This is a genomic window from Anabaena sp. PCC 7938 (assembly GCF_049315035.1).
GTDB classification, from domain to species: Bacteria; Cyanobacteriota; Cyanobacteriia; order Cyanobacteriales; family Nostocaceae; genus Anabaena; species Anabaena cylindrica.
This window is the reverse complement of record NZ_CP186034.1, coordinates 5,287,310-5,311,128: the sequence shown is the minus strand read 5'-3', so window position 1 is coordinate 5,311,128 and position 23,819 is coordinate 5,287,310. Positions and strand designations below refer to the sequence as shown.

The window sequence follows — 23,819 nt, the reverse complement described above, 5'->3', positions numbered from 1 at the left end:
CTACATCCCTAACTCATGTTTTTTGAACAGTGATAAATTATGTTTAAAAACACTATTTCATCTGCTGGTGTAGGGTTTCTGGTTTTAGTTAGTGGTGGGATAGCTAATTCAGCACCTCATTCTCCGACCGTATTAACTCCTAGCTACCAGGTTGCACAAGGTACTATTAATACTGCGGCAATAGAGGCATCTGTTTTCCAGAAAATCAATCAGTACCGAGCTTCCCAAAATTTACCTGCACTAACTCGTAATTCTCAGATTGACAGTCAAGCCAGAATTCACAGTCAAAACATGGCTAGTGGTAGAGTTGGCTTTGGACATAGCGGATTTCAATCACGAATTCAAGCGATCGCAATTCCTTACAGTGCAGCTGCGGAGAATGTTGCCTATAACCAAGGTTCTACTGATCCAGCTACTACAGCAGTTCAAGGCTGGCTGAAAAGTACAGGACATTTAACCAACATTAAAGGTAATTATAACCTCACGGGAATTGGTGTAGCGAATAATAGCCGAGGACAAATTTATTTCACACAAATTTTCCTGCGATCAAGATAAGTTTTTTGAGCAATAGCTGTTGAATAATTTTAGTATTCATGACATCTGCCAGTGGATACTATTTTTTTTATATTTTTTTGATTAATAATGTAGTGTCAAGAACATTTAATGAGGTAAAGCATCTACTACTGACATATACTTGATACCAGGGTTTTAAAAAGGTCATAAAATTGGCAGATTTTCAGGGAAATAAAATGCCATCTTGATAAAACTGAACTCAGAAATTTGCAAAATCAGGTAATTCCTCAGTTGATAAATACTTGATAGTATCCTGGTATTTATTCTGAAATCAGAAGATAGAGTATATGTCTCATAAATTCATACACTACCTAATTCTCTATGTTCCGACAAACTGCTTTTGGCATGGCTTTAAGTACGCTTGTCCTTGCTAGTGGGTTCATGACGGCTCCTATTACCGGTAATAGTTTTACCAGAAAAATTGCTCAAACTCAGCAGTCATTGAATCTTTCTAGTCAGGCAGTTATCGCATCGAACCTTAATTCTCAAAATTCTAATTTAGAAAAATTAGTATTTGAGCAAATTAATCAATATCGGGCTGCTCAAGGAATGCCAAAGTTAACTTTAAATGCAAATATCTCTCAGCAAGCAAGAATTCACAGTCAAAATATGGCTAATGGTATAGTTAAGTTTAGTCATCATGGATTTGAACAGCGAGTTAAAGCTATCCCTCTTAGTTACAACAGTGCAGCCGAGAATGTCGCTTTTAACATCGGATATAGTAATCCTGCAAATCAAGCTGTGATTGGTTGGTTAAATAGTCCTGGACATTTAAAGAATATTCATGGAGAATATAAACTTACAGGGGTTGGTGTAGCCACTAATGCTAAAGGTGAAGTCTACCTCACGCAAATATTTCTGAATACTAGATAGTTTGATGAGTGATTTTTTGGGAAAAATTACAGTAGGAGTGTATTGCAATATGCCCCTACTAATGTTGTAATAATTTGGTGTCTAACAGGGTAATTTAAAATAATTCGTAATTAACCGAAAGACACTATGATTTATTATTTCTGACCAATTTATGACATTACACAATTTTCAAGTTTGCGATCGCGATTTGGATACTGCCACTCTTTCCCAATATTTAAAATCTGATGCTCTGGCTGTGGATACCGAAACGATGGGACTATTACCGCAGCGCGATCGCTTGTGCCTCATCCAATTGTGCAACCCAGAAGGACAGGTAACAGCCATTCGCATCGCTCAAGGACAAACAGAAGCCCCTCACTTAAAGCAACTTCTGGAAGCACCCCATGTCCTCAAAGTATTTCACTTTGCCCGTTTTGATGTCGCCACTTTACGTCATAACTTAGGAATCCAGGTTCAACCTGTTTTTTGTACCAAAATTGCTAGTAAGTTAGCTCGTACTTACACCAATCGTCACGGTCTTAAAGATGTGGTGCAAGAATTGGAACAAGTAGAATTAGATAAAAGCTCTCAAAGTTCTGATTGGGGAAACGCTACTAATTTATCAGAAGCTCAACTCAGTTACGCTGCCAACGATGTGCGTTACTTACTGAACATACAGCAAAAGCTCACCCAAATGCTACAAAGAGAAGGACGTTGGCAACTAGCACAAGAATGCTTTCAAGTTCTGCCCACAATAGTTTCCTTGGATTTGTTGCAGTTCAAAGATTTATTTGAACACTGAGGAATAATTACTAATTCGTAATTCGTAATTCGTAATTCGTAATTCGTAATTCGTAATTCGTAATTCGTAATTCGTAATTCGTAATTCGTAATTAGGAAAAACTCTTATCTGTCACCTGTCACCTGTCACCTGTTCCCTAATTTCTCTGTTGATTTTCTAAATGATTTTGCATCCGAGAGACAACATTGTAATCATCTGCACCTGCGGGAGTTCTGGATTCAATAATGCCTTCTGTGGGGCCACCAATTGCTTTCCATGCACCCAAACCGCCTTTGAGTTGAGATACGTGTTCAAATCCAGCAGAACGCAATAATTGGGCAGCTTGAGCAGTTTGACCCTGGTTCGTACCGTAAATATAAATATCACGGCTTTTATCTAAAGAGTCTATTGCACGGTCGGTGAGGTCATCTATGGGCATAGGCATTGCTCCCATGATATGACCTTCGTTGTATGTCGAGCGATCGCGCACATCTAAAATTGTAAATGCTGGTTCACCCCATTCCAACCGGGACTTAACTACATGAACATCAGACTCGGCTTCTATTGGTGGTTGTTGAGGAATAATGCCACTCATAGGATTGTTATTCATAGGTTTTCTTGGTGCGAGGACTAGCAGTAAGCTAACAAAAAATTCATACTGGTTTTATCTTTCTTGAGGATGAATACAAAAATCTCTCTTTCGATGTACTCAAATTGATAAAAACTTATTATCTTTTTTATTCAATTCAATTTCAGCTAAAAAAATTTACTTGAAAAATTTATTCTTAATTTTACATTTTCATAATCTCTTCTTAAATCAAAATAGAGGCATTTGACTGTAAGTCAATACATATAGCAATTCCCAAGCTCATGAAATACACCCCACCCGCGCTGTCGCGCACCCTCCCCTTACCAAGGGGAGGGTTGGGGAGGGGTAATTTTGTATCTAACTAGAGTGGGAAAGGCTATATCAGTTTCACACAATCAAACACTGCCAGAAAATTGGGAATAGTGTACATTTTTTCTGTATTAAAAGTTATGCTCATAAAAGTGAAATACTTTGAGAATCCCATTTAGTTATTTATAGCTATATCCCTTTGAGTGAAGTACATTATAGTCCTCTCCTTTGGAGGTGGGGTTCTTCTATCTCAATCAACCGAGAACTGCTATAGTCAACTGAAACTGTGCAGATATGTCAAAATCTAAAAAAAATACACACTCCGATTTTTTCAAATTTTTTCTAACTCTAGATCCTTTATCTAAGCTCATTTTTGTAAATCTTGGACTTGCCAGCATTGGCATATTTGCAATCATTGCTTGGAACGTAATCAATCGTTTATCAACTCCCCATCTAACTATTGCTGCTGGAGATAAACAGGGAGAAAGCTATATTATTAGCAAAGCTATACAAAAAGTAGTTGAGCGTAGATCAAATATCAAGATTATAGTCAAAGAAACAAGTGGTACAACAAAAAATTTACAGATGTTATTAGAAGGAAATGCCCAGTTAGTAACTGCACAGGCAGATGTAACTTCTCAAAAAATTGGTACTTTATCTAGCGATAAACCTATATTTTTAAACTACCACAAAAAACCCACAGCTAAAACTGTATCTGTATTATATAAAGATCTGTTTCAGTTAGTTGTTAAAGATCCTCAGATTAACCAATTCGTTCAACTAAAAGGTAAAAGAATTGCTGTAGCTGCCAGCGGTGGGCAATATGAATCTTTTCTAAAAATAGCAGAACATTATGGTATGAGCCAAAAAGACTTTAAAATTACAGGCTTAGATATTACTGGTAACCCTATTAATGGTTACAACGATAATACCGCAGATCAAGACTTTAATAAAAACAAAGCAGATGCAGTATTTCGAGTTCGAGCCGCAGGTAATAGATCTATCTCTAATTTTGTCAACAATTATCAGGGAAAATTATTACCAATAACACAGGCAGAAGCAATGAAAATTAAACAGCCTGCCTTTGAAACTGCCATTATTCCCCAAGGAGCATACAGAGGTAATCCTCCTATGCCGACTACTAACCTGCCTACAGTAGCTATATCAAGGCTGTTATTAGCAAGCGATCAAGTAGATGCCAGCATAATTAGAGAATTAACGCAAATTATATATGAATATCGCCAAGAAATAGCTAACGAAATTTCTCAAGAACACGCTGAAGTTAAACCCTTAATTGCTGATATTAATCGTCCCAGTGACACTAGTGGTATTGATATTTCTTTACATCCTGGTGCTTTGGATTTTTATGAAAGAGACAAGCCAACATTTGTCCAAGAAAATGCCGACTATATAGCTCTATTATTGACAGCTTTTTTAATTTTAGTTGAATGGATTAAACAACTGAAATTATGGATTGAAAGAGGTAAAAAAGATGAGGCTGATGAGTACCTAAAGTTGGCTATTAGCTTGATGAAAGAAGACCACTATAAGCTTGAAGATAGGCAGAAAATGCTTGATAAAACATTCAATGAAGCAGCTAAAGCTTTGGTGGATGAAAAAATTTCACAAGAATCATTCCGAACTTTTAACGAAGCCTACAAAAATACTAGAGAAGCTATAGAAAGAGATAGACAAGTTTCTCGATTAGTTATTGAACAGAAGCAGAGAGAAAATTCTGCGAAATATATTAAGATAGTAGTTAAATTGTTGCAACACCGCCAGCAAAATAAGGATTTATTGCAACAAAAGCTAGATCAAATTCTTGAGCAGGTAGTAGGCGATTTGGTTTCAGAAAATATATCCCAAGAATCATTCCGAACTTTTGTCGAAGCTTATAAAGCTACAAGAGATGCAATTGATCGCAAAAGTTAAAGACACCTTTGTAGGACTTAGGTAAAACAAAACCAAAGTAGCGGTAATTCATGAATTACTACTACACAGGGATAAGGTTTTCAGTCACATCTTGCGTAATTCCTACCTTGAAATCTTTTAATAATATAGGAATCCGGTTTGATTATTGAAAATATACGTATGATGTGTATATTCCTACGGGTATGGCTACTATAAAGAGACAGCGTAACGCACCAAACCCTTGAGAATAATGCGTTACGGATTTCATGCTAACGCACCCTACAATACTTAATCCTTTCAAAAATCAAATAGTAATCCTATATATTTGTCTCAAGGTAATAAGTATTCTTACAGATACGGGTATTGAGATGCTATTTAAATTTAAGTATGTATCTGTAAAATGATACCAAAAGTTTTTTAAAAAATACCAAAATCATACATTACCTGTAGATTCTGTAAGCATTATTATAAAGTTTGTATAAACTTCAGGAAAAATTCAGTGTATATCTGTACTAGCGTATTATTCAACCTGAGCTAAGGTAGGAGCAATTACATTCTCAACAATATCTAGACTCATCTATCGCCACAGTAAATTGCCTAATCAAGTCATAGACTGTATTGCATTATGGATATGCTTCCCACGACTATTCCCAAGATTCTAGTTGTAGACGACGATTTCAGTGTCCGAAATCTCGTTTACCGTTTTCTCAGTCGAAAATATCAAATAGAGTCAGCAGCAGATGGTAAAACTGCGCTGGCGTTGTTTGACCAATTTAACCCTGCATTGGTAATTCTGGATTGGAATTTGCCAGATGCTAATGGCTACAAACTCTGTCAAGAAATGCAGAGTCGCACAAACGTTTTAGTTTTGATACTCACTAGCCGGAATGACGAAGCGGATAAAATTAGAGTTCTGGCAGCAGGTGCAGATGACTTCATGACTAAACCATTTAGCTTGGCAGAAGTAGAAGTCAGAGTGGAAGCACTTTTAAGACGCATACGTTATATCCATCCTAGTCAATCACAACGTCTCATTTTTAAACAGTTAGCAATTAACCCAGAAGGTAGAGAGGTAACGCTGAACGATAAACCCTTGGCTTTAACAGCTTTAGAGTTTAATATTTTACATTTTTTAGCCAGCCATCCTGGTCAAGCTTGGAGTCGTCCCCAACTAATTCAAAAAATTTGGGGTTGTGACTATGTAGGAGACGGAAGAGTTGTGGATGTACATATTGGTCAGCTACGTAAAAAAATGGAAGCTGACTCAAGTATGCCGGAATTTATTAAAACCGTGCGTGGTTATGGTTACAAGTTTGAACCACCTGAAGGTAGCAAAGTTTAAATTTCCAATTTCCCAAGCAACTCATTAAAAATATTAATGTTGTTTTTGCTGACAAAATTGGTTGAAAATCTGAATTTACTAAGGATTTTTTTGAGGCTTGGTTAGATTGTTCGTCCTAATTAGGATATTGAAGCTAAATCTGGTCAGGGAATTTGTGTCTACTCAAGCCTCATAGCAATTTTGGATTTTTGTTTAAGTCTGGCTGATTAAGTTATTCCAGAACTATAAAATATAGGCTTACTGCATATATTTCTTTCTCAATATTGATTAAATTAATGAAAATCACGGTAATGAGTTTTAACCTCCGCTACGATAAACCAGATCCGGGGGTGCGTCAGTGGAAAAAGCGTGTAGGTGCGATCGCATCTTTAATCCAACACTACCAACCGGATTTACTGGGGACACAGGAAGGTAAATCTCATCAACTGCTTGATTTACAAGCACTTTTACCAGAATATAAATTTATAGGGAGCGATCGCACGGGGACAGGACAAGGTGAGCATTGTGCAGTTTTCTACAATCCCCAACGTCTCAAGCTTCAACAAACCCAAGATTTTTACCTCAGCGATACCCCAGAAATACCCGGTAGTATCACCTGGGGAACACGTTTACCACGCATGGCCACTTGGGCTAATTTTGAAGTGAGTAATCCTGAAGTTTCTGTAACTATCGTCAACACCCATCTAGATCACGAAAGTGCCAAAGCCAGAGAGTTAGGTGCAGCCTTAATTAGTCAACGTTTAGCCGAATTTCCGTTAGAACACTACCTACTGCTAACAGGCGATTTTAACGCCAATCCCAGCACCCTAGCGCGTCAAATTTTCCTCTCACCCCTAGCTAATGGTAAAAAATTACAAGATGCTTTAGCAACCCTGCCCTTAGAACAACAGAAAACCTTTCATGAGTTTACAGGTGAAGCGTGGGATGCCATAGATACGATATATGGCGATCGCCGTTTTCAAATAGAACAGGTACTTATTAACTCTCAACAGTGGGAAGGAGTTTGGCCTTCTGATCATTTTCCCGTGATTGTGAAATTAAATATGCTTTAACCCCTGTTTATTTCACTAAGAGACTTCCAAATAAAAAAATATCCCAAAATTTCTTGTGGTGCAGGCCGAAAAGCCTGCTAATAATACAAGGACTGGCAGGATGCCCATCCCACAAGATTGGATCATCTTTTTTATGGAGTTCTCTAACTCAGAGCATCTGCTGTATGTTTAATCAACCCAAATGGCGAGTTATAAAATTTTAGATGCTTCCTAACCTACTCACATATAGTAGAAGATGCGATCGCACAACAGTCTCAATGTGGGCAGGTTTTGTTTAACTTCCAAGCAAGCTGTTAACCCATAAAAAACTACCGTTTTTTCAATCTACTTGGTTTAGTAGTCTTAATTGGCTTAGGGCGAGAAAACTTAGAAACTGGCTGGAACTTCTCTACTGGCACATCTTGAAGTGCCTTCTCCATAAAATCGCGCCAAATTGGAGCAACCATACCACCACCTGTAGCACGGCGAGCTAACTGCTTATTATCATCTCTTCCTACCCAAATAGCAGTTGTTAACTGGGGTACTGTACCAATAAACCAAATATCCTTTTCTGAAGAAGTTGTACCAGTTTTTCCCGCAGATGGACGGTTGATAATCGCACCTCTACCAGTTCCTTCTGTAACTGCCGATTGCATCACATCTAAAATTGCAGCTGAGGCCCAAGGATTAAGAACTTGCTGCGGCTTTGGGGTGTTATCAAGCAAGATATTACCACTACTATCACTAACACGGGCAATGAGCGTTGGTGGCGATTTCCAGCCATAATTGGCAAAAGTAGCATAAGCACTAGCTATTTCCAGTGGCGTAACACCAATTGCACCTAATGGCAAAGAAGTTACAGGTTCCATCGGGCTGATAATTCCTAAAGTACGGCAAGTTTCAATAACTTTTTTGATTCCTATTTCTTGACCAAGCTTAACCGCAGGAACATTACGAGATAGCGCCAAAGCATTACGAATTGGTATTGCACCCTTAAAACTATGATCGTAATTGCGTGGAGAATAGACACTTCCTTGCACATCAGGGTAGCTAACTGGGGTATCGAGTATGGTTGTCTCTGGCGTAAACTTACCATTAGCAAAAGCAGTATAGTAAACAAATGGTTTAAAAGCAGAACCGGGCTGACGTAGTGCTTGAGTTACCCGGTTAAATTCGCTAGATTTTGAATCTACACCACCTACCAATGCTTTGATAAATTGAGTGCGTGGATCAATTGCAACTAAAGCCATTTGATTTTTATTTAACCCTTGATTTTCAAGAGTTTTATGCCATTTATTGATAGTTTCTTCTGCCATTATTTGCAAGTCTGATGCTACCGTAGTTTGCACACGCAATCCACCTTTAAATACTGCATCATACCCAAATTTTTTAATCAATTCCTGTTTTACAGCATTGGTAACATCAGGAAAAATACTACCTTGAAATGACTTGATTTGACCAAGTTTAATTTTTTGTTGGATAGCATCATCATATTCTTGCTGGCTAATCCATTTTAATGCCCGCATTCTTCCTAATACTTGCCTTTGTTTCTGTTTAGCCAAATTCATGTTGACAAAAGGGCTAATTTTTTCTGGGGCTTGAATCAAACCTGCCATCATTGCTGATTCACTCAAAGTCAAATTCTCCACCGATTTATCAAAGTAGGTCTGTGCTGCTGTTTCTACACCATAGTTATTATGACCCCAATAAACTTGATTAAGGTACATTTGTAAAATCTGGTCTTTACTGAGAATTTGCTCTAAGCGAATGGCTAATATCGCTTCCGCTATTTTGCGACTTAAAGCACGCTCCCTAGATAGAAAAAGATTTTTCACCAGCTGCATGGTGATTGTAGAACCTCCTTCTTTGACACTACCAGCTACCCAATTGACTACAGCTGCACGTCCAATTCCTCCAGGATCAATACCGTGGTGTTTATAGAAATAGTTATCTTCACTGGCTAATACTGCGCGTTTTAAATGTGAGGGAATTTTATCTAATGATACAACTTTTCGATTGGCTTCTCCATGTATACCTACTAATAACTTGCCGTTAATGTCATAAATATAAGTTGTTTCTGCTGGCAAAAAGTTGACTATATTTTTAATATTTGGTAAATTGCGGCAACTAAGAGCCAGGCCAATTAATCCTCCCACAATAACAGAACTTGCCAGCATCCCAATTGAGAAGAGAGTACCACCAGTAATCAGACCTACTTCTCTCCAAAACTCAAAACTAGGTGAAGTCTGAAATTCTGACTGTTCCTGTTGAAAAGTTTCTGATGAAGACATGGTAAGTTTGTTTCTTTATTTCTAAAGAAAACGATAATTTGACTATTTCTGATTATTTTCTCAATACAAGAAAATCAGGACTTACGTAACTGCTATATTAGTTTTCTATTAGTTGCGTAAGTTATAGAAAATATAACTACTTACTTTATTGTGATTATTTTCAAAACTTTTACCTCTGACAAAAGTTATAAAAACAGAATCAAAAGTTAGGTATGCAAACTGCTAGGAAATTTTTTCAGTTTTCACAAATTAAAGTATACGAAGATTGCGGTATATTATTATTAATCAGTAGAAGTAACTAGCAATCATGCCTAAATATATAATGTGGGGAACTTACTGCGAAGACGTGTTAGAAAAACGCGATCCCTATCGTCAAGCTCATTTAGAAGGATTAGCAAAACAAAAAGAATCTGGTGTTTTGATTACCCTTGGCCCTACTAAAGATGTCACTAAAGTATTTGGCATTTACGAAGCCGAAGATGAAGCTACTGTCCGTCAATTAGTAGAAGCTGATCCCTATTGGCAAAACGGCATCTGGACAGAATATTTTATTAAAGAGTGGATTCAAGCTTTTTAATAAATTCATAATTCATGATTCATAATTCATGATTAATTACGAATTACGAATTACGAATTATGAATTACTAATTATCCTTTGAGTGCCTTTCTAAAATTACGTCGATAGGATGGATTAGCAATAAACAAAACTGGCCATAACAATGAAAAACCAATACGATTCGGCAGAGTTTGGTTAAAATTAGTTTTTCTAAAACCAGTCCAAAATTTCCAAGCACCACCGAAATAAACTACTATCAAGCCAAGAATAATTAATTTGCCCATTGTTATCAATTTCCTTAGTAACAGAGGAATTTTAGTTAAAAGTTACCACGCAATAGAGAGACTTCACGCCAATTATAGATAAAACATAAATCCGGCTATCAATGTATGGCTAATGCCAAGCGGCGCTATCGGCTTTGAAGTCACTTAATTTATAGTTTAAGTTAGTATTACCAATTGCTCTTATTTATGATAACAGGATTGCTACAGCAGATGGCAACTTAGTGAGCTACAAATTATCATAGGAGCAAACGGTCATTAGTCCGTACCTGGTTTACATGAAAAATGCTGTAAATAGCAGGTAACAGGGTTGAAAGACTATAAAATTACCTAATAATTACCATAAATTGCTAGTTAGGGAAACGGTGAATTTTGATAGGCTTTACCGTGAGCATCGGCGATTAGTAGCAGATGTCTCTCGTGGAAGTTCCTCAAAGATCAATATATAGAGGAGACTAAATAAAGGAGAATCAAGTTTTATAACGGATTTTGATGCAGCGACGGCTGCGAATAGGAGGATTTATGCGTGCAGTACTAATGGCGGGGGGTTCGGGGACAAGGTTACGTCCCTTAACTTGCGATCTACCGAAACCGATGGTTCCTATATTAAATCGACCAATTGCTGAACATATCATTAATCTTCTCAAACGACATCACATCACGGAAGTAATTGCTACATTACATTATTTACCGGATGTTCTCCGAGATTATTTCCAGGATGGTAGTGATTTTGGCGTGCAGATGACCTACGCTATTGAAGAGGATCAACCTCTAGGAACAGCAGGCTGTGTCAAGAATATTGCTGAACTTCTGGATGAGACTTTTTTAGTAATTAGCGGAGATAGTATCACAGATTTTGACTTGAGTGCTGCGATCGCATTTCATAAACACAAACAGTCAAAAGCAACTTTAATTTTAACCCGTGTTCCCAACCCTATTGAATTTGGGGTCGTCATTACTGACGAAGAGGGACGAATACAGCGATTTTTAGAAAAACCTTCCACTAGCGAAATTTTTTCCGATACTGTCAACACTGGCACGTATATTTTAGAACCCGAAGTTTTAGACTATTTACCAGAAAACACCGAATCTGATTTTTCTAAAGACTTATTCCCCCTACTCCTAGCCAAAAATGAGCCAATTTACGGTTATGTAGCCCAAGGTTACTGGTGTGATGTGGGTCATTTAGATGCATACCGTGAAGCACAATATGATGCTTTAGCTAGGAAGGTAAAACTAGATTTTCCCTATACAGAAACTTCTACTGGTATCTGGGTAGGTCAAAATACTTATATTGATCAGACAGCCAGAATTGAAACTCCGGCTGTAATTGGCGATAATTGCCGCATTGGGGCGAGAGTACAAATTGAAGATGGGACTGTAATCGGTGATAATGTCACTATTGGCGCTGATGCTAATTTGAAGCGTCCCATAGTTTGGAATGGGGCAATTATTGGAGATGAAGCGCAATTATCGGCCTGTGTAATTTCCCGTGGTACTCGTGTAGATAGACGCGCTCATGTATTAGAAGCTGCTGTAGTTGGTTCCCTTTCTACGGTGGGAGAAGAAGCACAAATTAGTCCTGGGGTGCGGGTTTGGCCAAGTAAAAAAATTGAATCTGGTGCAGTTTTAAATATTAACTTGATTTGGGGAAATACTGCCCAACGAAATTTATTTGGTCAACGGGGTGTTCAAGGTTTAGCTAATATCGACATTTCCCCAGAATTTGCGGTTAAATTAGGCGCTGCTTATGGTTCGACTTTAAAACCAGGTTGTAAAGTCACAGTTTCCCGTGACCAGCGTAATGTCTCGCGCATGGTGACTCGTTCTTTAATTGCTGGTTTGATGTCGGTAGGTGTGGATATTCAAAACCTTGATTCTACAGCTATTCCCATTACCAGAACTGTTATCCCCACAATGGGAGTTGCTGGGGGTATTCATGTGCGAATACATCCAGATCGTCCTGATTATATCCTGATTGAATTCATGGATAGTAAGGGAATTAATATCACTAAAGCACAGGAAAAGAAGATTGAGGGGGCTTATTTTAAGGAAGATATGCGAAGAGCGCAAAGTCATGAAATTGGTGATGTCGCCTATCCTAGCCAAGTGATTGACCGTTATTGTACTGCTTTTGAAAAGCTATTGAATGTTTCTACCCTCAGCAATAGTCGAGCTAAGGTGGTAATTGACTATGTTTATGCTGTGTCTGGGGCAGTTTTACCCCAAATGTTAGATAAATTTGGTGCTGACGCGGTGGTGCTGAATGCAAGTTTGAATAAAGCTTCAATGACTACCACTAACCGCGAAGGACTACTGACTCAATTGGGTCATGTGGTGGAAGCATTAAAAGCTAATTTTGGGGTGCAGGTATCAGCTAATGGGGAACAACTAATTTTAGTTGATGAGTCTGGTTATCCGATTCGGGGGGAGATTTTGACGGCGTTAATGGTCGATATGATGTTAACATCTAATCCGAGATGTTCGGTAGTTGTACCGGTTCATGCTTCTAGTGCTGTGGAACAAGTTGCGCGTCGTCATGATGGTAAGGTAATTCGCACGAAAGCAAATCCGACGGCTTTGATGGAGGCTTCTCAGAAAAATCCGAATGTGGTTTTGGGTGGAAGTGGTGAAACTGGTTTTATTTTCCCCCATCTTCATCCGGGGTTTGATTCGATGTTCTGTATTGCCAAGTTAATTGAGATGTTAACTATTCAAGAGCGATCGCTTGCATCTGTTCGCGCCGAACTGCCACGAGTCATTCACAAGAACTATACCATCCGTTGTCCTTGGACTGCAAAGGGGGCATTAATGCGTTATTTGGTAGAAACTCACCCAGCCCAAAATCTGGAATTAATTGATGGGGTAAAAATTTGTCAACCCTATGATGATAGTTGGGTGTTAGTTTTGCCTGATGCTAGTGAACCAATGGTACATTTATTTGCCAATAGTAGCGATCGCGATTGGGTAGATGAAAATCTGAGAAACTACCGCAATCGTGTCCAAACTTTTGTGGAAAGACAACAGGAACAGTACGCAACTGAAATGTAAATATAGCAGAAGTCAGAAGAGTTGTGAGTATCGAGTACCGAGTACCGAGTGGTTGACTCTTCTTCCTACTCGTTCGTTACTCATCGCTCTGTACTGGCTTGTGTCTAGTAGTCTGTCAAATACATTTTGACGGATAAAGAAGAAACGAACCGCGAAGGACGCAAAGAGCGCGAAGGAAGAAGAAGGAAGAAGGAAGAATTATTTACCCGTCAATTATTTCTTGACAGACTACTAGCTAAGTATATGATTAATTAACAGCTAGTCTTTAGACACCTACTCCTAACCCTCTGCACAAGCAAGGCTACCTGATTTGTACAGTAGGTTAGGCGTACAAAGTCATAAAGTAAAATTGTCTATAAATCTGATTGAGGCTTGTTTTTTATATGACTAATATTATTATTTCTAACCTTGATGATGAAATCAAATCTCGTCTGCAAAAACGAGCAGAAAAACACGGACATTCTCTAGAAGAAGCCAGAGAAATTCTTTACATGACTCTGATAGAAAATAACGAAAATTCCTTAAACCTAGCAACTCTGATTGAAAAGAGGTTTGCGAATTTCGGAGATTTTGAATTACCAGAAATAGCTAGAGAACCTATCCGTACTGTATCAACATTTGAAGAATGATTATTCTTGATACCAATGTATTGTCAGAACTGATGAAGTCTAAAAAGTCTAAAGCAGTTTTTAATTGGACAAACCAACAACCCTTAATGAGTCTGTTTACCACAACAATTACTCAAGCAGAAATTCTCTATGGAATTACTATACTCTCTGAGGGAAAACGACGAGATGAACTCACTCAAGCAGCACAACTCATGTTTTCTAAAGATTTCGCTGGACGTATTTTTCCCTTTGATCAAAATGCTGCTGTAGCATTTGCTAATATTGCATCCCAAAGACGAAAAAATGGAACTCCAATTTCTCAAGCTGATGCTCAAATTGCAGCTATTTGTTACACTCAGGAAGCAACTATAGCAAGCAACACGTCATGTTTCTGACTTTGAAGGGTGTGGTATTAAGATTATTAATCCTTGGGAATATGAATCAATGTAGTTAAGCAGGTTAGTTTGAAGAACACACCCACTTATTTTTTGATTTTAGATATAGAAAACCCTTGGATTATTCATATAGTCATAGTATCATAAAAGCTAAAAAGGTCAAGACCCTAGTAAACTCGTTGAATTATTGCGAATATTCTCAACCTTATTGAGAAAAAGATAGGCTAATTCTCAATAAATATAGTAGATTACATTTCTCGGAAAAATCCGATTGAAATAACTTATGTAGCTTTTCTGTTTTATTAAGTTTTACCTATAAATAACACTACTCTTTTTCGTCAAACCCTAAAGTATAGGAAATAATTAGGGTTTGCTGAAAAAGTGCTTCGTCAGGAATCAGGAGTCAGAATGAAGAGTTTCATTTAAATTGGGTGTGCAAATTCCAGATTTTTCAGCTTAATTATTCATGCACCGACAAAACGCGAAAAGCATGAATAATAAATGCTAAATGAAGCCTCAGAGAAACTAACCTACTTCTACAAATTTATACGTCGTAGATAAGGCACTCCAAAGCATCTGGATACATCTCACAATAGCTTTCTAGAGAAGTTTTGTGATGTTGTGCCTGTTTTTGATGTGCTTTTTCGGCTTGCAATTCTTCGACAATATCCCAAGCTACTGCACAATTAGGGGAATTACTTCCATTTTCCTCACAGGTTGCACGAGCTTCAACAATTGCTTCGAGAATCGCTTCTTCAATTGTTTGAGTGCTATTTTTACCGGAGTTAATAGCAGCTTGAACTCCATCTAAAGATGTCATGATACTTTCACCTGTTGAGATAAATATTGACTGATAGCTGCCTTTAGTATCAGGAAGCTCACACTTTCCGTTTAGATCAGCTCTACAAAATAAGATGGTTTCAGCATCTTAGTAATTTTTAGACTTTGTTGAACTCTGATCAAAGGTAACAATTCAAAAAATACTTTTTAGTTAATCTCTATACTGTTTGTGTAACGAAAATATAGAGACAACTATTTTATTGGTGGAAGATTTTATTAAGTTTTTACTTGTTTTAAATTGCAATTTAATTAATACCAATTTTATGTGAGGCTGCACAGAATAATGATATCAATTGAATTATCTATTTTTATCTGCGTTTATCTGCGGTCAATTATTCTTGATATTTTAATTCTATGCAACTTCATATCAATTTTTCAAAATTCGCCGAATTTCCCCCCTAATTCTGCTCGCAACCGGTACAAAATTGTATTTTTATCAACTTGAGATAAAATCTCTTGAATAACGGTACTAGCACCTAACTGTCCCCAGGTACAGCCTTTTTCTAAATATACCTGTGCAGCTTTACCAATAGTATAAGAACCATAGCCGGCAATACCAGCTTGAGCAATACCTCCGGTGAGCTTCGCTAACGCACCGCCAGCAAAAGTAGTAATATTCAGAGGACTATCACCACTGGCTAGAATAGCAGTACTATTGCCTAAACCTAACATTAAACTACTGCCTATTTCTCCCAACAATAAACCGCCAGAACTGAATAAAATGGTTTTTAAGAGGTTAGTAGCTTCATAGCTAGTCATTGGTAAACCGTAGAATCTAGCTAAAGAACGAATTAAAGCTAAATCGGTAATTGCCCCACCAATAACATCTAAAACAGGAATAGGATTTAAAGCGATCGCAAGAGCTTTATATTTGCTAAATTTCCAAATGATATCTTCTGCCTCTTTTTGGCGTAAATCAATGGTTTTTTGAGCTATGGATACTTCTGAGTCCCGTGCTTGCAGGAGTGCATTTAAAGCTAAGAGCGATCGCCCTTCCCGATTTAGTATATTAAGTATAGTTTGCTTAAGTTCCTCAACCTGTGGTAGTGGCGTTTCCCATTCATAACTCACATTCCCATCTGCATATTCCACCCTCACCTCCATTGGTGCAGGTTCAGCCGCTACCATTACAATTTCATCAGGTAATAAAGGTTTAGCTTGGGGATTTCCTGCCCCCAATTGCTGTAAATTTTTGTAAATAGCTTTTCTATCTACTTCTGGGTATAAATCAATTTTATTAAACACCAAAATCAGGGGTTTTTGAGCTTGGCGTAATTCCAGTAACCCTTGATACTCAATTCTAGTAATATCACCGGAGACAACAAACAAAATCAAATCAGCCTGACGTGCTACATCTCGCGCCATTTGCGCCCTTGATTCCCCCTCAATTTCATCCAATCCAGGAGTATCAATTAATTCAACTAAAACCTTTCCCCCTGGTTTCCAACGAATAGAACGAGGCCACTGAGTTACACCATTGAGGGGGCCAGTTTGAAGGATTTTTTCCCCCAGCAAAGAATTTAAAACCGCAGACTTCCCACGACTCACCAAACCAAAAGCCGCAATTCTAATCACACATTAGAGTCTAGCTTGTTGAGTGTGGCAGTTAAAGCTTCTATTTCTGGTTTTACCAAACTTGCCAATTCTGGTTTAGATGATAGCTGTCCAGACTTGCGGAGATATCCATACCAAGATAGTGCTTGTCTAAGACTAGCACGGGCGCGGTTTAAATGAGTTTCTTGCAGATTACGCACTGCGTTAGGTTGGGACAAAGTGAAACAAACAAAGGTTTATATATTCATTTATATCGAAATTTCTACTTTTTTCACCGCTTGGATCACCTTGAGAAATTTCTATTCAGAACGTAGGACTATCTTCATTATCCCAACTTTTACCAGAATCTTGACATTTACTGAAATCGTCTACACCCAGGAATCGAAGTTGGATAGTTTAAAAAAGCAGTATCGAACCTAAAAAGATTAGTAATTCCTAAGTTTTACGCCTGTTTACTCCTCAAAACTAGGAAAATCTCAAAAAGCTATTCTCCTCTCTTGCCAAAATAGTACTAATGTACTATAATAGCCTTATAGCATCCACTTTCTCAGGACTTACGCAAATGTCTCTTGTAGGATAGGCCAGACCTATAAATTGGTTAGTATCAACAGATTTTCGACATCTAACGCACCCTACTAATATTCCTGTTGCGTAACTCCTACCTCTAAAAGCCTTCTAGAAGATGGATTTAACGGTTAATCTTATGATGAAACACTACATTCTCAATCTTAATCCAACTGCAAAGCATGAATGGGATAGATATATTTTACGTGATCCGTTAACCGCAAAACGTCCAGATATTGCCAAGTTAATTGCTGAAGCAGTGGGTGCGGATACAGGTAATTATTTAGTCAGTGTCAACATTCAAGTTACAGTGTTAGAAGAAGCAACAGTTTCACCAGCAGAACAGCTTTCCCTTCCTTTTCCGGAAGTGAATATTTCTTCACAAAGACGGGAAGCAGCATAAATTAGTTCTACCACCTAATATAGCCCGTAATATGCGGGCTTCATTATTTTCGTCTAGAATCGCTCATTGTATTTTAGGTTTAATTACTATACTCAAAACGGCTAGAAATTTGACTTTTTGATAATACAAAGAACAACTTCAAAGCCTCTTTCCGTTCACGGGGAGAGGTTTGGAGAGTTAGTTAAACTATGAACCGTTTGCAGTATAAATTCAATAATTGGGCAATTTGTTGATTAATAGTTGTCACATCAAAACGCTCACTAGCATTAATTCTAGCATTATTAGCAATAGTCGCAGTTCTTGTGGTTTCATTAATACAAGTATTAATCACCTGTGCTAATTCCTGGGGGTTATTGGGTGTAACTAAAAAACCATTAATTCCATCTTCTACTAACTCCATTACTCCTCCTGCTTTAGCAGCAACGACAGGTTTACCGCACAGCATAGCTTCAACGATAACCCTTCCAAAAGGTTCAGGTGCAGTCGAAGTATGAGCTACTAAATCGCACATAGTCATTAATTGGGGGATATCCGAGCGAAATCCTAAAAATTTAACCTGATTTTCCAGTCCCAATGCAGTAACTTTTTGGTGTAATTCTTGCACATATTCCTGCTCACCAAACAAAGCATCACCTACTAACATAACTATCACATCTTGCGGACATTCAGCTAGGGCGCTAATTAAAATATGCTGTCCTTTCCAAGGAGAAAGCCGACTAAAGTGTCCAACAATAAATTTTTCTTCTAATCCTAATTTTTTCCTGAGGTTTATAACATCAGTTTCAGGAACTTGGTAATTAGTTGCTGCAAATCCATTATAAACAACTTCAATAATATCTGGGTTTCCTCCTGCTTCTAAAAATGCTATTTTACTAGCTTGGGAATTAGCAATTACTAATGAAGCAAACTGATTTACTAAAGTAACTGCAACCCGCAGATTAGTTTGGCTAAAGTGTTCTAGGGAAAGAATATCATGTAAATGATAAACCAAGGGACGACGAGCTAAAAAACTCGCTACTGCACCAACAACTAAGGCTTTTTGAGTATTAGCATAAATTAAATCATATTCTCTAGCACGTTGAACTACTTTATTAATTAATGGTGCAAGCTTTCCTAAACTACCTATCGCTTGTAATAAACTACTTTGTTTATGAACTGGAAGCGATTGAGTTGTTAAAACTTCTACGGGGATTTGATGTTGTTGTAATAATTTTCTAAAATCACCATCTGCAAATAAACCAACAAGTGAGCTTTCAGAATAGGGTTTAGCAATATCTAATAAACATAATTCTGCACCACCTGGTTTACCACTTTGGTCTAAGAAAAAAATTTTCATGTAAACTCCTAAAAAGACTAAAACCCGATTTTAATTTCTTTATATAAAGACAGTAGCCAAATTGAAATATGTCTAAAAATGTACACACATTTTTTAACAGATACCTATGAAAATTGTAGTCATATTCCAAATTTAATTTAATAAAATTTGTCGTACCTTTTGAGAAATATGATTCCAATCATAATTTGTAGTTGTATAATGACGACATTGTTCTCTAGAAGGTAAATAAATTTTTTCTAACAATACCTGTTCTAATTTTTCTCCAATACTTTTAGTACTAATATCATCAGTAATTAATTCCGGTGAAAATTGTTGTAAAATTTCTGGCATTCCTCCCACAGGAGTACAGACAACAGGAGTACCACAAGCTAAAGATTCAAGAATTGCTAATCCAAAACCTTCAAAAGATTGACTAGGCATAACAGTTAAGTCAGCCGCTTGGTAGGCAATTGGTAACTGTTCATCTGGTAAAAAACCTAAAAATTTAACATTATTTTCTAAACCTAATTCTTGAGCCTGTTTTTGTAATAAAGTTTGAATATGTCCACGTCCAGCTATTGCTAACCAAATATCAGGAATTTTTGGTTTAATTGCCGCTACTGCTTGCAATAATTTGTCAATTCCCATACGATGAACAAGGCGACGAGATGTGAATAAGATGGGATTGTTATTTGGCCAACTGAGTTGTTTTCTAGCCTGTTGTCGCGATAAATTATTTTGAAAATGATGAATATCTACTCCACCAGGAATAATATGAATTTTGTCCCAAGAAACTTGATATTTTTGATGTAAGATATGACCAAATGCTTTGCTAAGAACAATAAAGCGATCGCATCGGTCATAAGTCTTTTTTTCTATTAACTGCTGCTTTAGCCAAATACTAAGTTTCTGATTTGCTACTTCTTCTTGACTTTCCGAAGCCCAAGGACCATGAAAATTAAAAGTGATTGGTACTTCTTTAGGTAAAAGATCTAAAATGGGAAAGCTATATAATGCAAAATGCAGATTAATAGCATCAGGTTTATCTAATCTTGTTTTTTGAAAATTAGAACGAATTGACCATAACCTCTGCCAAATTAGACTATCAGGAGATGCTAAATTAGTTAATTTAACTGGTGTATCTGCTTCAGCATTTGGTAGACCAACTCCACATAATTCTATCCGGTCTTGATTTGCAGCTAATTTATGAGTTAGTTCATAAATATACCTTTCTAATCCTCCTGGATTTTTAGGAAACCAACCTGTTCCTAAGGTTAAAATAGATGCAGATGATGAATCAATCTTTTTTTCGTTACTTCCCACCTAATTTTCTCCTCTCATGAATTGAGCTTACTTCTGTTCGCTTTCATACCCAATTCAACCTCTTTACGTTTTAAAAAATTACAAATCAGGTTATTTTTGAATAAATTAATAATTTTTTAGATATAGCAATTCCCATTCAAGTGAGGTACAAGCAGTAATACTTAAACGCAGATAGACGCAGATATTTTTGTACTTCATTAGACTAGAAAATACTATACGTAAATTTTCTGTTTAGAGTTTTTTATGAAAAGTAGTTACACATTTTCACGAATACTACAATAAGTATATCAATTTGGTAGATATAGCAATTTTATAAATATCTTTAAAAAGATAGAAAATTCTTTTATAAACCATTTTAATTTGACTGTCAACCAGAAAATCAAAAGTATTTTTATTGCCCTCAATTTGTTGTGATGGCAGTGTAAAATATTTTTGATTAATAAAACCTCTATCTAAAGAATTTATTTAATATTTGATTTGTATTAAATATTACCTTCCCAGAAAAAATAATATTTGCCACTTAGATATAACTATTCTGTGAAAAAAATATATAGTCTTGATAAAGTTTCGATGAAAATATATAATCAATGCTATTTATTTGTTAGGTTATTCATGTGTTCTGCCAATACCTAAGCATAAATAAGATAAATTTTATCTTATTTAGGCAGAATGTATGAAGTAAATAAGTGCAACAAAGACATTTGTAAGCCAAGTTTAAGACTAATTATGATGATTTCCCTAACTATTAGTTTTAATTTCTTGAGCTAAATTTCATTTTTGATAATATTTAGTCAATTCAAACTAAATATAGCAATTTCATCTACATTCATCACTTCATCTCAAAGTAATGATAGCTGCCGATATGCAATCATAGTAATTCCATGATCAAAATATTAATTTCACACCTTAAAAAAAACCGCCAAACACTTAATCAATTTATAAAAAAGTCAATTCAGAGTAGATATTGGCAGAGAAAAATAGCTTTTAATATTTTACTCTGTTTAACTTGTGTTTTAATGGCGATATTCGTAGGCATGGCAATGGATCAGGCTACGACAAAAAGCATTACAGTATCTAACTTTACTAATCAAATTTCTAAAGCAGAAACAACTAAAACATCTAACGTTAATAATCAGATCTCTACTACGGAAATCACTCCAACATCTGAATTTACTAATCAAATTTCTCAGAAGGAAACAACTAAAACCCCTACATTTACATATACAACTTCTTGGCTTGGTAACACCATTGGCAAAGGAAAGTTGCGAGTACAAAATAATGTGGAAACAATGTATGTAACAGCAAATGGTGAAATTTACACTAATAGTTACTGGGATGAAGCAGGAGGAGAAGCGGGAATATATAAAGATGGTAAAGTTATTGGTTTTCTAGAAGATCTTCACGGCTGGAATCGTCTTGGTGGTAAAGCGGTGACAGTCAATAGCAAGTATATTTATCTTGCTATGTCTCAGAGTGGGATGAATAATGGAAAAGAAGGTTATCCTCCAGAAGGTAAAACTTGGTACTGTGTACGACGCTATAATTTAGCAGGAAAACCCGTACCTTTTTCTGGCGGTAATGGCTGGGATAAAAGTATGTTAATTACTAGTGATAAAAGTGAAGTCACTGGTTTAGCAATTGTAGGTAATAAGCTATTTGTGAGTAATGCCATTGATAACATTGTGGGTATTTATAATACTGAAACAATGCAAAAAATGGGCAGCTTTGCAGTTACTAATCCGGGAGGAATAGCTATTGATCCACAAGGAGACTTATGGATTATTCAAAATAAAAAAGGTAGCACTGCTGGGAAGGTTGTGCATTATTCCCAAACGGGTAAAAAATTGCCTGAACAAATTGTAGATGTTGTTGACCCTACAGCGATCGCACTTTACAAACAAGATAGACTATTAGTGGCAGACAATAGCTTCCGGCAGCAAGTACTAATTTATACAATTAAAGGCAACCCTAAACAAGTAGGAACTTTCGGCGATAAAAATGGTATCTATGGCGGTGTCCCTGGTGAAGTGCAAAGCTTGAAACTCTATGGAATTACCGGAGTCGGTACAGATAGCGCAGGTAATATCTATATCAACAACAATGGCTTTAACAAATCAGGCACAGATTTAAGAAAATTTTCAGCCGCTGGAAAACAACAATGGCAATTACTAGGCTTGATATTTGTAGATAATGCAGATACTGACCCCAAAAGTAATGGTATAAATGTATTCACCAAGCATGAAGAATACTTGATGGATTATAGTAAACCAGTGGGTAAACAGTGGACTTATAAAGCCTACACAGTTAATCCTTTCAAATATCCTCAAGATCCTCGTTTACACACATCCCCAGATGGTACCTTTGTTCGTCGTATTCAAGGAAAGCCTTTTTTATTCCTCACAGATATGTTTGGCAGCTTACTGCAAATTTATCGTTTTCAACCCGCTACAGACGGTAAAATTGCTATTCCAGCCGGGTTATTTGTAGGCACTAATGACCAAGGTAAATCTATCAACGGGAACTGGCCTCCCCACCAACCAACCCAAGGGGAATGGATTTGGCGAGATAGTAATGGAAACGGTGCATTTGATCAAAAAGAGTACGACAGCAGCAAAGATTATCCCTACATAGGTGGTTGGTGGGTTGACAACAAAGGTGATGTTTGGAAAACCTTGCGAACAGAAGATGGTATTCGCCATTATCCTTTACAGGGATTAGATAGCAAAGGCAACCCCATTTATACCTATAATTCCATGCAAAAACATAAGACTCCCAGCGTCTTTAAAGATTTGCGGCGAATTGAGTATTTTCCCGAAACAGATACTATGTATTTATCAGGTTTCACCGTAGAACATCCAGCTTCTGGGGATGATACTGGAGTTGTCGGATCAGAAATTGCCCGCTTTGATAATTGGAATAAAGGAAATCGCACCCCCAAATGGCGAACTGTAGTTCCCTATGACTCTACTGGGAAGCGAGAAATTTCTACCGCAGCTATGAGTGTAGCTGGCGATTATGTATTTGCAGTGACTGTGAAAACCGCAGAAGTTTATGTCTATAAAGCTGCAACAGGAAAACTCTTACACAAATTCGGTCCTGGCCCTGAAGTTGGTGGAGAAAGTGGCTGGGTTGATATTCCCCACGGTATCCGGGCTTTTCGTCGGTCTAATGGTGAATACTTAGTCTTTGTAGAAGAAAATATGAATGGAAAAGTAATTATCTATCGTTTTTAAACTTGAGGAAAAAAGCT

18 protein-coding genes and 1 pseudogene are annotated in these 23,819 nt (G+C 37.0%); 12 read left to right on the top strand and 7 right to left on the bottom strand.

The window, feature by feature from the left end:
- Positions 1–39: 39 nt before the first annotated feature.
- From ACOWPH_RS23815 to ACOWPH_RS23805, 3 genes are all read left to right on the top strand, one after another.
- Positions 40–555 carry a CAP domain-containing protein gene (locus tag ACOWPH_RS23815; protein ID WP_015212590.1) on the top strand — a complete coding sequence of 172 codons (516 nt, stop codon included), beginning with the start codon at positions 40–42 and terminating at the stop codon, positions 553–555.
- Positions 556–894: 339 nt separating this feature from the next.
- Complete coding sequence (locus tag ACOWPH_RS23810; protein ID WP_015212589.1) at positions 895–1,446, top strand: CAP domain-containing protein; 552 nt, start codon at positions 895–897, stop codon at positions 1,444–1,446.
- 151 nt (positions 1,447–1,597) lie between these two features.
- Entirely contained in the window at positions 1,598–2,227 is a 630-nt protein-coding gene (locus ACOWPH_RS23805; protein WP_015212588.1) for a ribonuclease D, read from the top strand.
- A 136-nt stretch (positions 2,228–2,363) separates the two neighbouring features.
- Here ACOWPH_RS23805 and ACOWPH_RS23800 read toward each other — a convergent pair whose 3' ends face one another.
- Positions 2,364–2,816: a rhodanese-like domain-containing protein gene (locus ACOWPH_RS23800; RefSeq protein WP_015212587.1), complete on the bottom strand. Its 453-nt coding sequence runs from the start codon at positions 2,814–2,816 to the stop codon at positions 2,364–2,366.
- 582 nt (positions 2,817–3,398) lie between these two features.
- Here ACOWPH_RS23800 and ACOWPH_RS23795 point away from each other — a divergent pair.
- The 3 genes from ACOWPH_RS23795 to ACOWPH_RS23785 all read left to right on the top strand — a co-directional run bounded on the left by ACOWPH_RS23795 (position 3,399) and on the right by ACOWPH_RS23785 (position 7,409).
- Positions 3,399–5,036, top strand: coding sequence for a TAXI family TRAP transporter solute-binding subunit (locus ACOWPH_RS23795; protein WP_015212586.1), 1,638 nt, complete (start codon positions 3,399–3,401; stop codon positions 5,034–5,036).
- A 604-nt stretch (positions 5,037–5,640) separates the two neighbouring features.
- Positions 5,641–6,357, top strand: coding sequence for a response regulator transcription factor (locus ACOWPH_RS23790; RefSeq protein ID WP_015212585.1), 717 nt, complete (start codon positions 5,641–5,643; stop codon positions 6,355–6,357).
- 275 nt (positions 6,358–6,632) lie between these two features.
- On the top strand, positions 6,633–7,409 hold the full coding sequence (locus tag ACOWPH_RS23785; protein ID WP_042464443.1) for an endonuclease/exonuclease/phosphatase family protein: 777 nt from the start codon (positions 6,633–6,635) through the stop codon (positions 7,407–7,409).
- Between the two features lie 308 nt (positions 7,410–7,717).
- On the opposite strand, the gene ACOWPH_RS23780 is transcribed toward ACOWPH_RS23785, so the two are convergent.
- Positions 7,718–9,679, bottom strand: a complete 1,962-nt coding sequence (locus tag ACOWPH_RS23780) for a transglycosylase domain-containing protein (RefSeq protein WP_015212583.1) — start codon at positions 9,677–9,679, stop codon at positions 7,718–7,720.
- Positions 9,680–9,986: 307 nt separating this feature from the next.
- On the opposite strand from ACOWPH_RS23780, the gene ACOWPH_RS23775 reads away from it, so the two are divergent.
- Complete coding sequence (locus tag ACOWPH_RS23775) at positions 9,987–10,256, top strand: YciI family protein (RefSeq protein WP_015212582.1); 270 nt, start codon at positions 9,987–9,989, stop codon at positions 10,254–10,256.
- 71 nt (positions 10,257–10,327) lie between these two features.
- On the opposite strand, the gene ACOWPH_RS23770 is transcribed toward ACOWPH_RS23775, so the two are convergent.
- Positions 10,328–10,519: a hypothetical protein gene (locus ACOWPH_RS23770; RefSeq protein WP_015212581.1), complete on the bottom strand. Its 192-nt coding sequence runs from the start codon at positions 10,517–10,519 to the stop codon at positions 10,328–10,330.
- A 519-nt stretch (positions 10,520–11,038) separates the two neighbouring features.
- Between ACOWPH_RS23770 and ACOWPH_RS23765 the strand changes: the two genes are divergently transcribed.
- From ACOWPH_RS23765 to ACOWPH_RS23755, 3 genes are all read left to right on the top strand, one after another.
- Positions 11,039–13,567: a mannose-1-phosphate guanyltransferase gene (locus tag ACOWPH_RS23765; RefSeq protein WP_015212580.1), complete on the top strand. Its 2,529-nt coding sequence runs from the start codon at positions 11,039–11,041 to the stop codon at positions 13,565–13,567.
- Positions 13,568–13,950: 383 nt separating this feature from the next.
- On the top strand, positions 13,951–14,196 hold the full coding sequence (locus tag ACOWPH_RS23760) for a FitA-like ribbon-helix-helix domain-containing protein (protein ID WP_015212579.1): 246 nt from the start codon (positions 13,951–13,953) through the stop codon (positions 14,194–14,196).
- Positions 14,193–14,570 (top strand): type II toxin-antitoxin system VapC family toxin, encoded by a 378-nt coding sequence (locus ACOWPH_RS23755; protein WP_015212578.1) that lies wholly within the window; start codon positions 14,193–14,195, stop codon positions 14,568–14,570. Before ACOWPH_RS23760 ends, ACOWPH_RS23755 begins: the two co-directional genes overlap by 4 nt.
- A 544-nt stretch (positions 14,571–15,114) precedes the next feature.
- On the opposite strand, the gene ACOWPH_RS23750 is transcribed toward ACOWPH_RS23755, so the two are convergent.
- Entirely contained in the window at positions 15,115–15,390 is a 276-nt protein-coding gene (locus ACOWPH_RS23750; protein ID WP_015212577.1) for a Calvin cycle protein CP12, read from the bottom strand.
- A gap of 395 nt (positions 15,391–15,785) precedes the next feature.
- Positions 15,786–17,164: pseudogene (locus ACOWPH_RS23745) on the bottom strand (GTP-binding protein).
- A 503-nt stretch (positions 17,165–17,667) separates the two neighbouring features.
- On the opposite strand from ACOWPH_RS23745, the gene ACOWPH_RS23740 reads away from it, so the two are divergent.
- Complete coding sequence (locus tag ACOWPH_RS23740; protein WP_042465568.1) at positions 17,668–17,931, top strand: hypothetical protein; 264 nt, start codon at positions 17,668–17,670, stop codon at positions 17,929–17,931.
- A 181-nt stretch (positions 17,932–18,112) separates the two neighbouring features.
- Here ACOWPH_RS23740 and ACOWPH_RS23735 read toward each other — a convergent pair whose 3' ends face one another.
- Positions 18,113–19,267: a glycosyltransferase family 4 protein gene (locus ACOWPH_RS23735; RefSeq protein WP_015212574.1), complete on the bottom strand. Its 1,155-nt coding sequence runs from the start codon at positions 19,265–19,267 to the stop codon at positions 18,113–18,115.
- Positions 19,268–19,399: 132 nt separating this feature from the next.
- On the bottom strand, positions 19,400–20,569 hold the full coding sequence (locus ACOWPH_RS23730; RefSeq protein ID WP_015212573.1) for a glycosyltransferase family 4 protein: 1,170 nt from the start codon (positions 20,567–20,569) through the stop codon (positions 19,400–19,402).
- Positions 20,570–21,450: 881 nt separating this feature from the next.
- Here ACOWPH_RS23730 and ACOWPH_RS23725 point away from each other — a divergent pair.
- Complete coding sequence (locus ACOWPH_RS23725; protein ID WP_015212572.1) at positions 21,451–23,802, top strand: NHL repeat-containing protein; 2,352 nt, start codon at positions 21,451–21,453, stop codon at positions 23,800–23,802.
- The last annotated feature ends 17 nt before the right edge of the window (positions 23,803–23,819 follow it).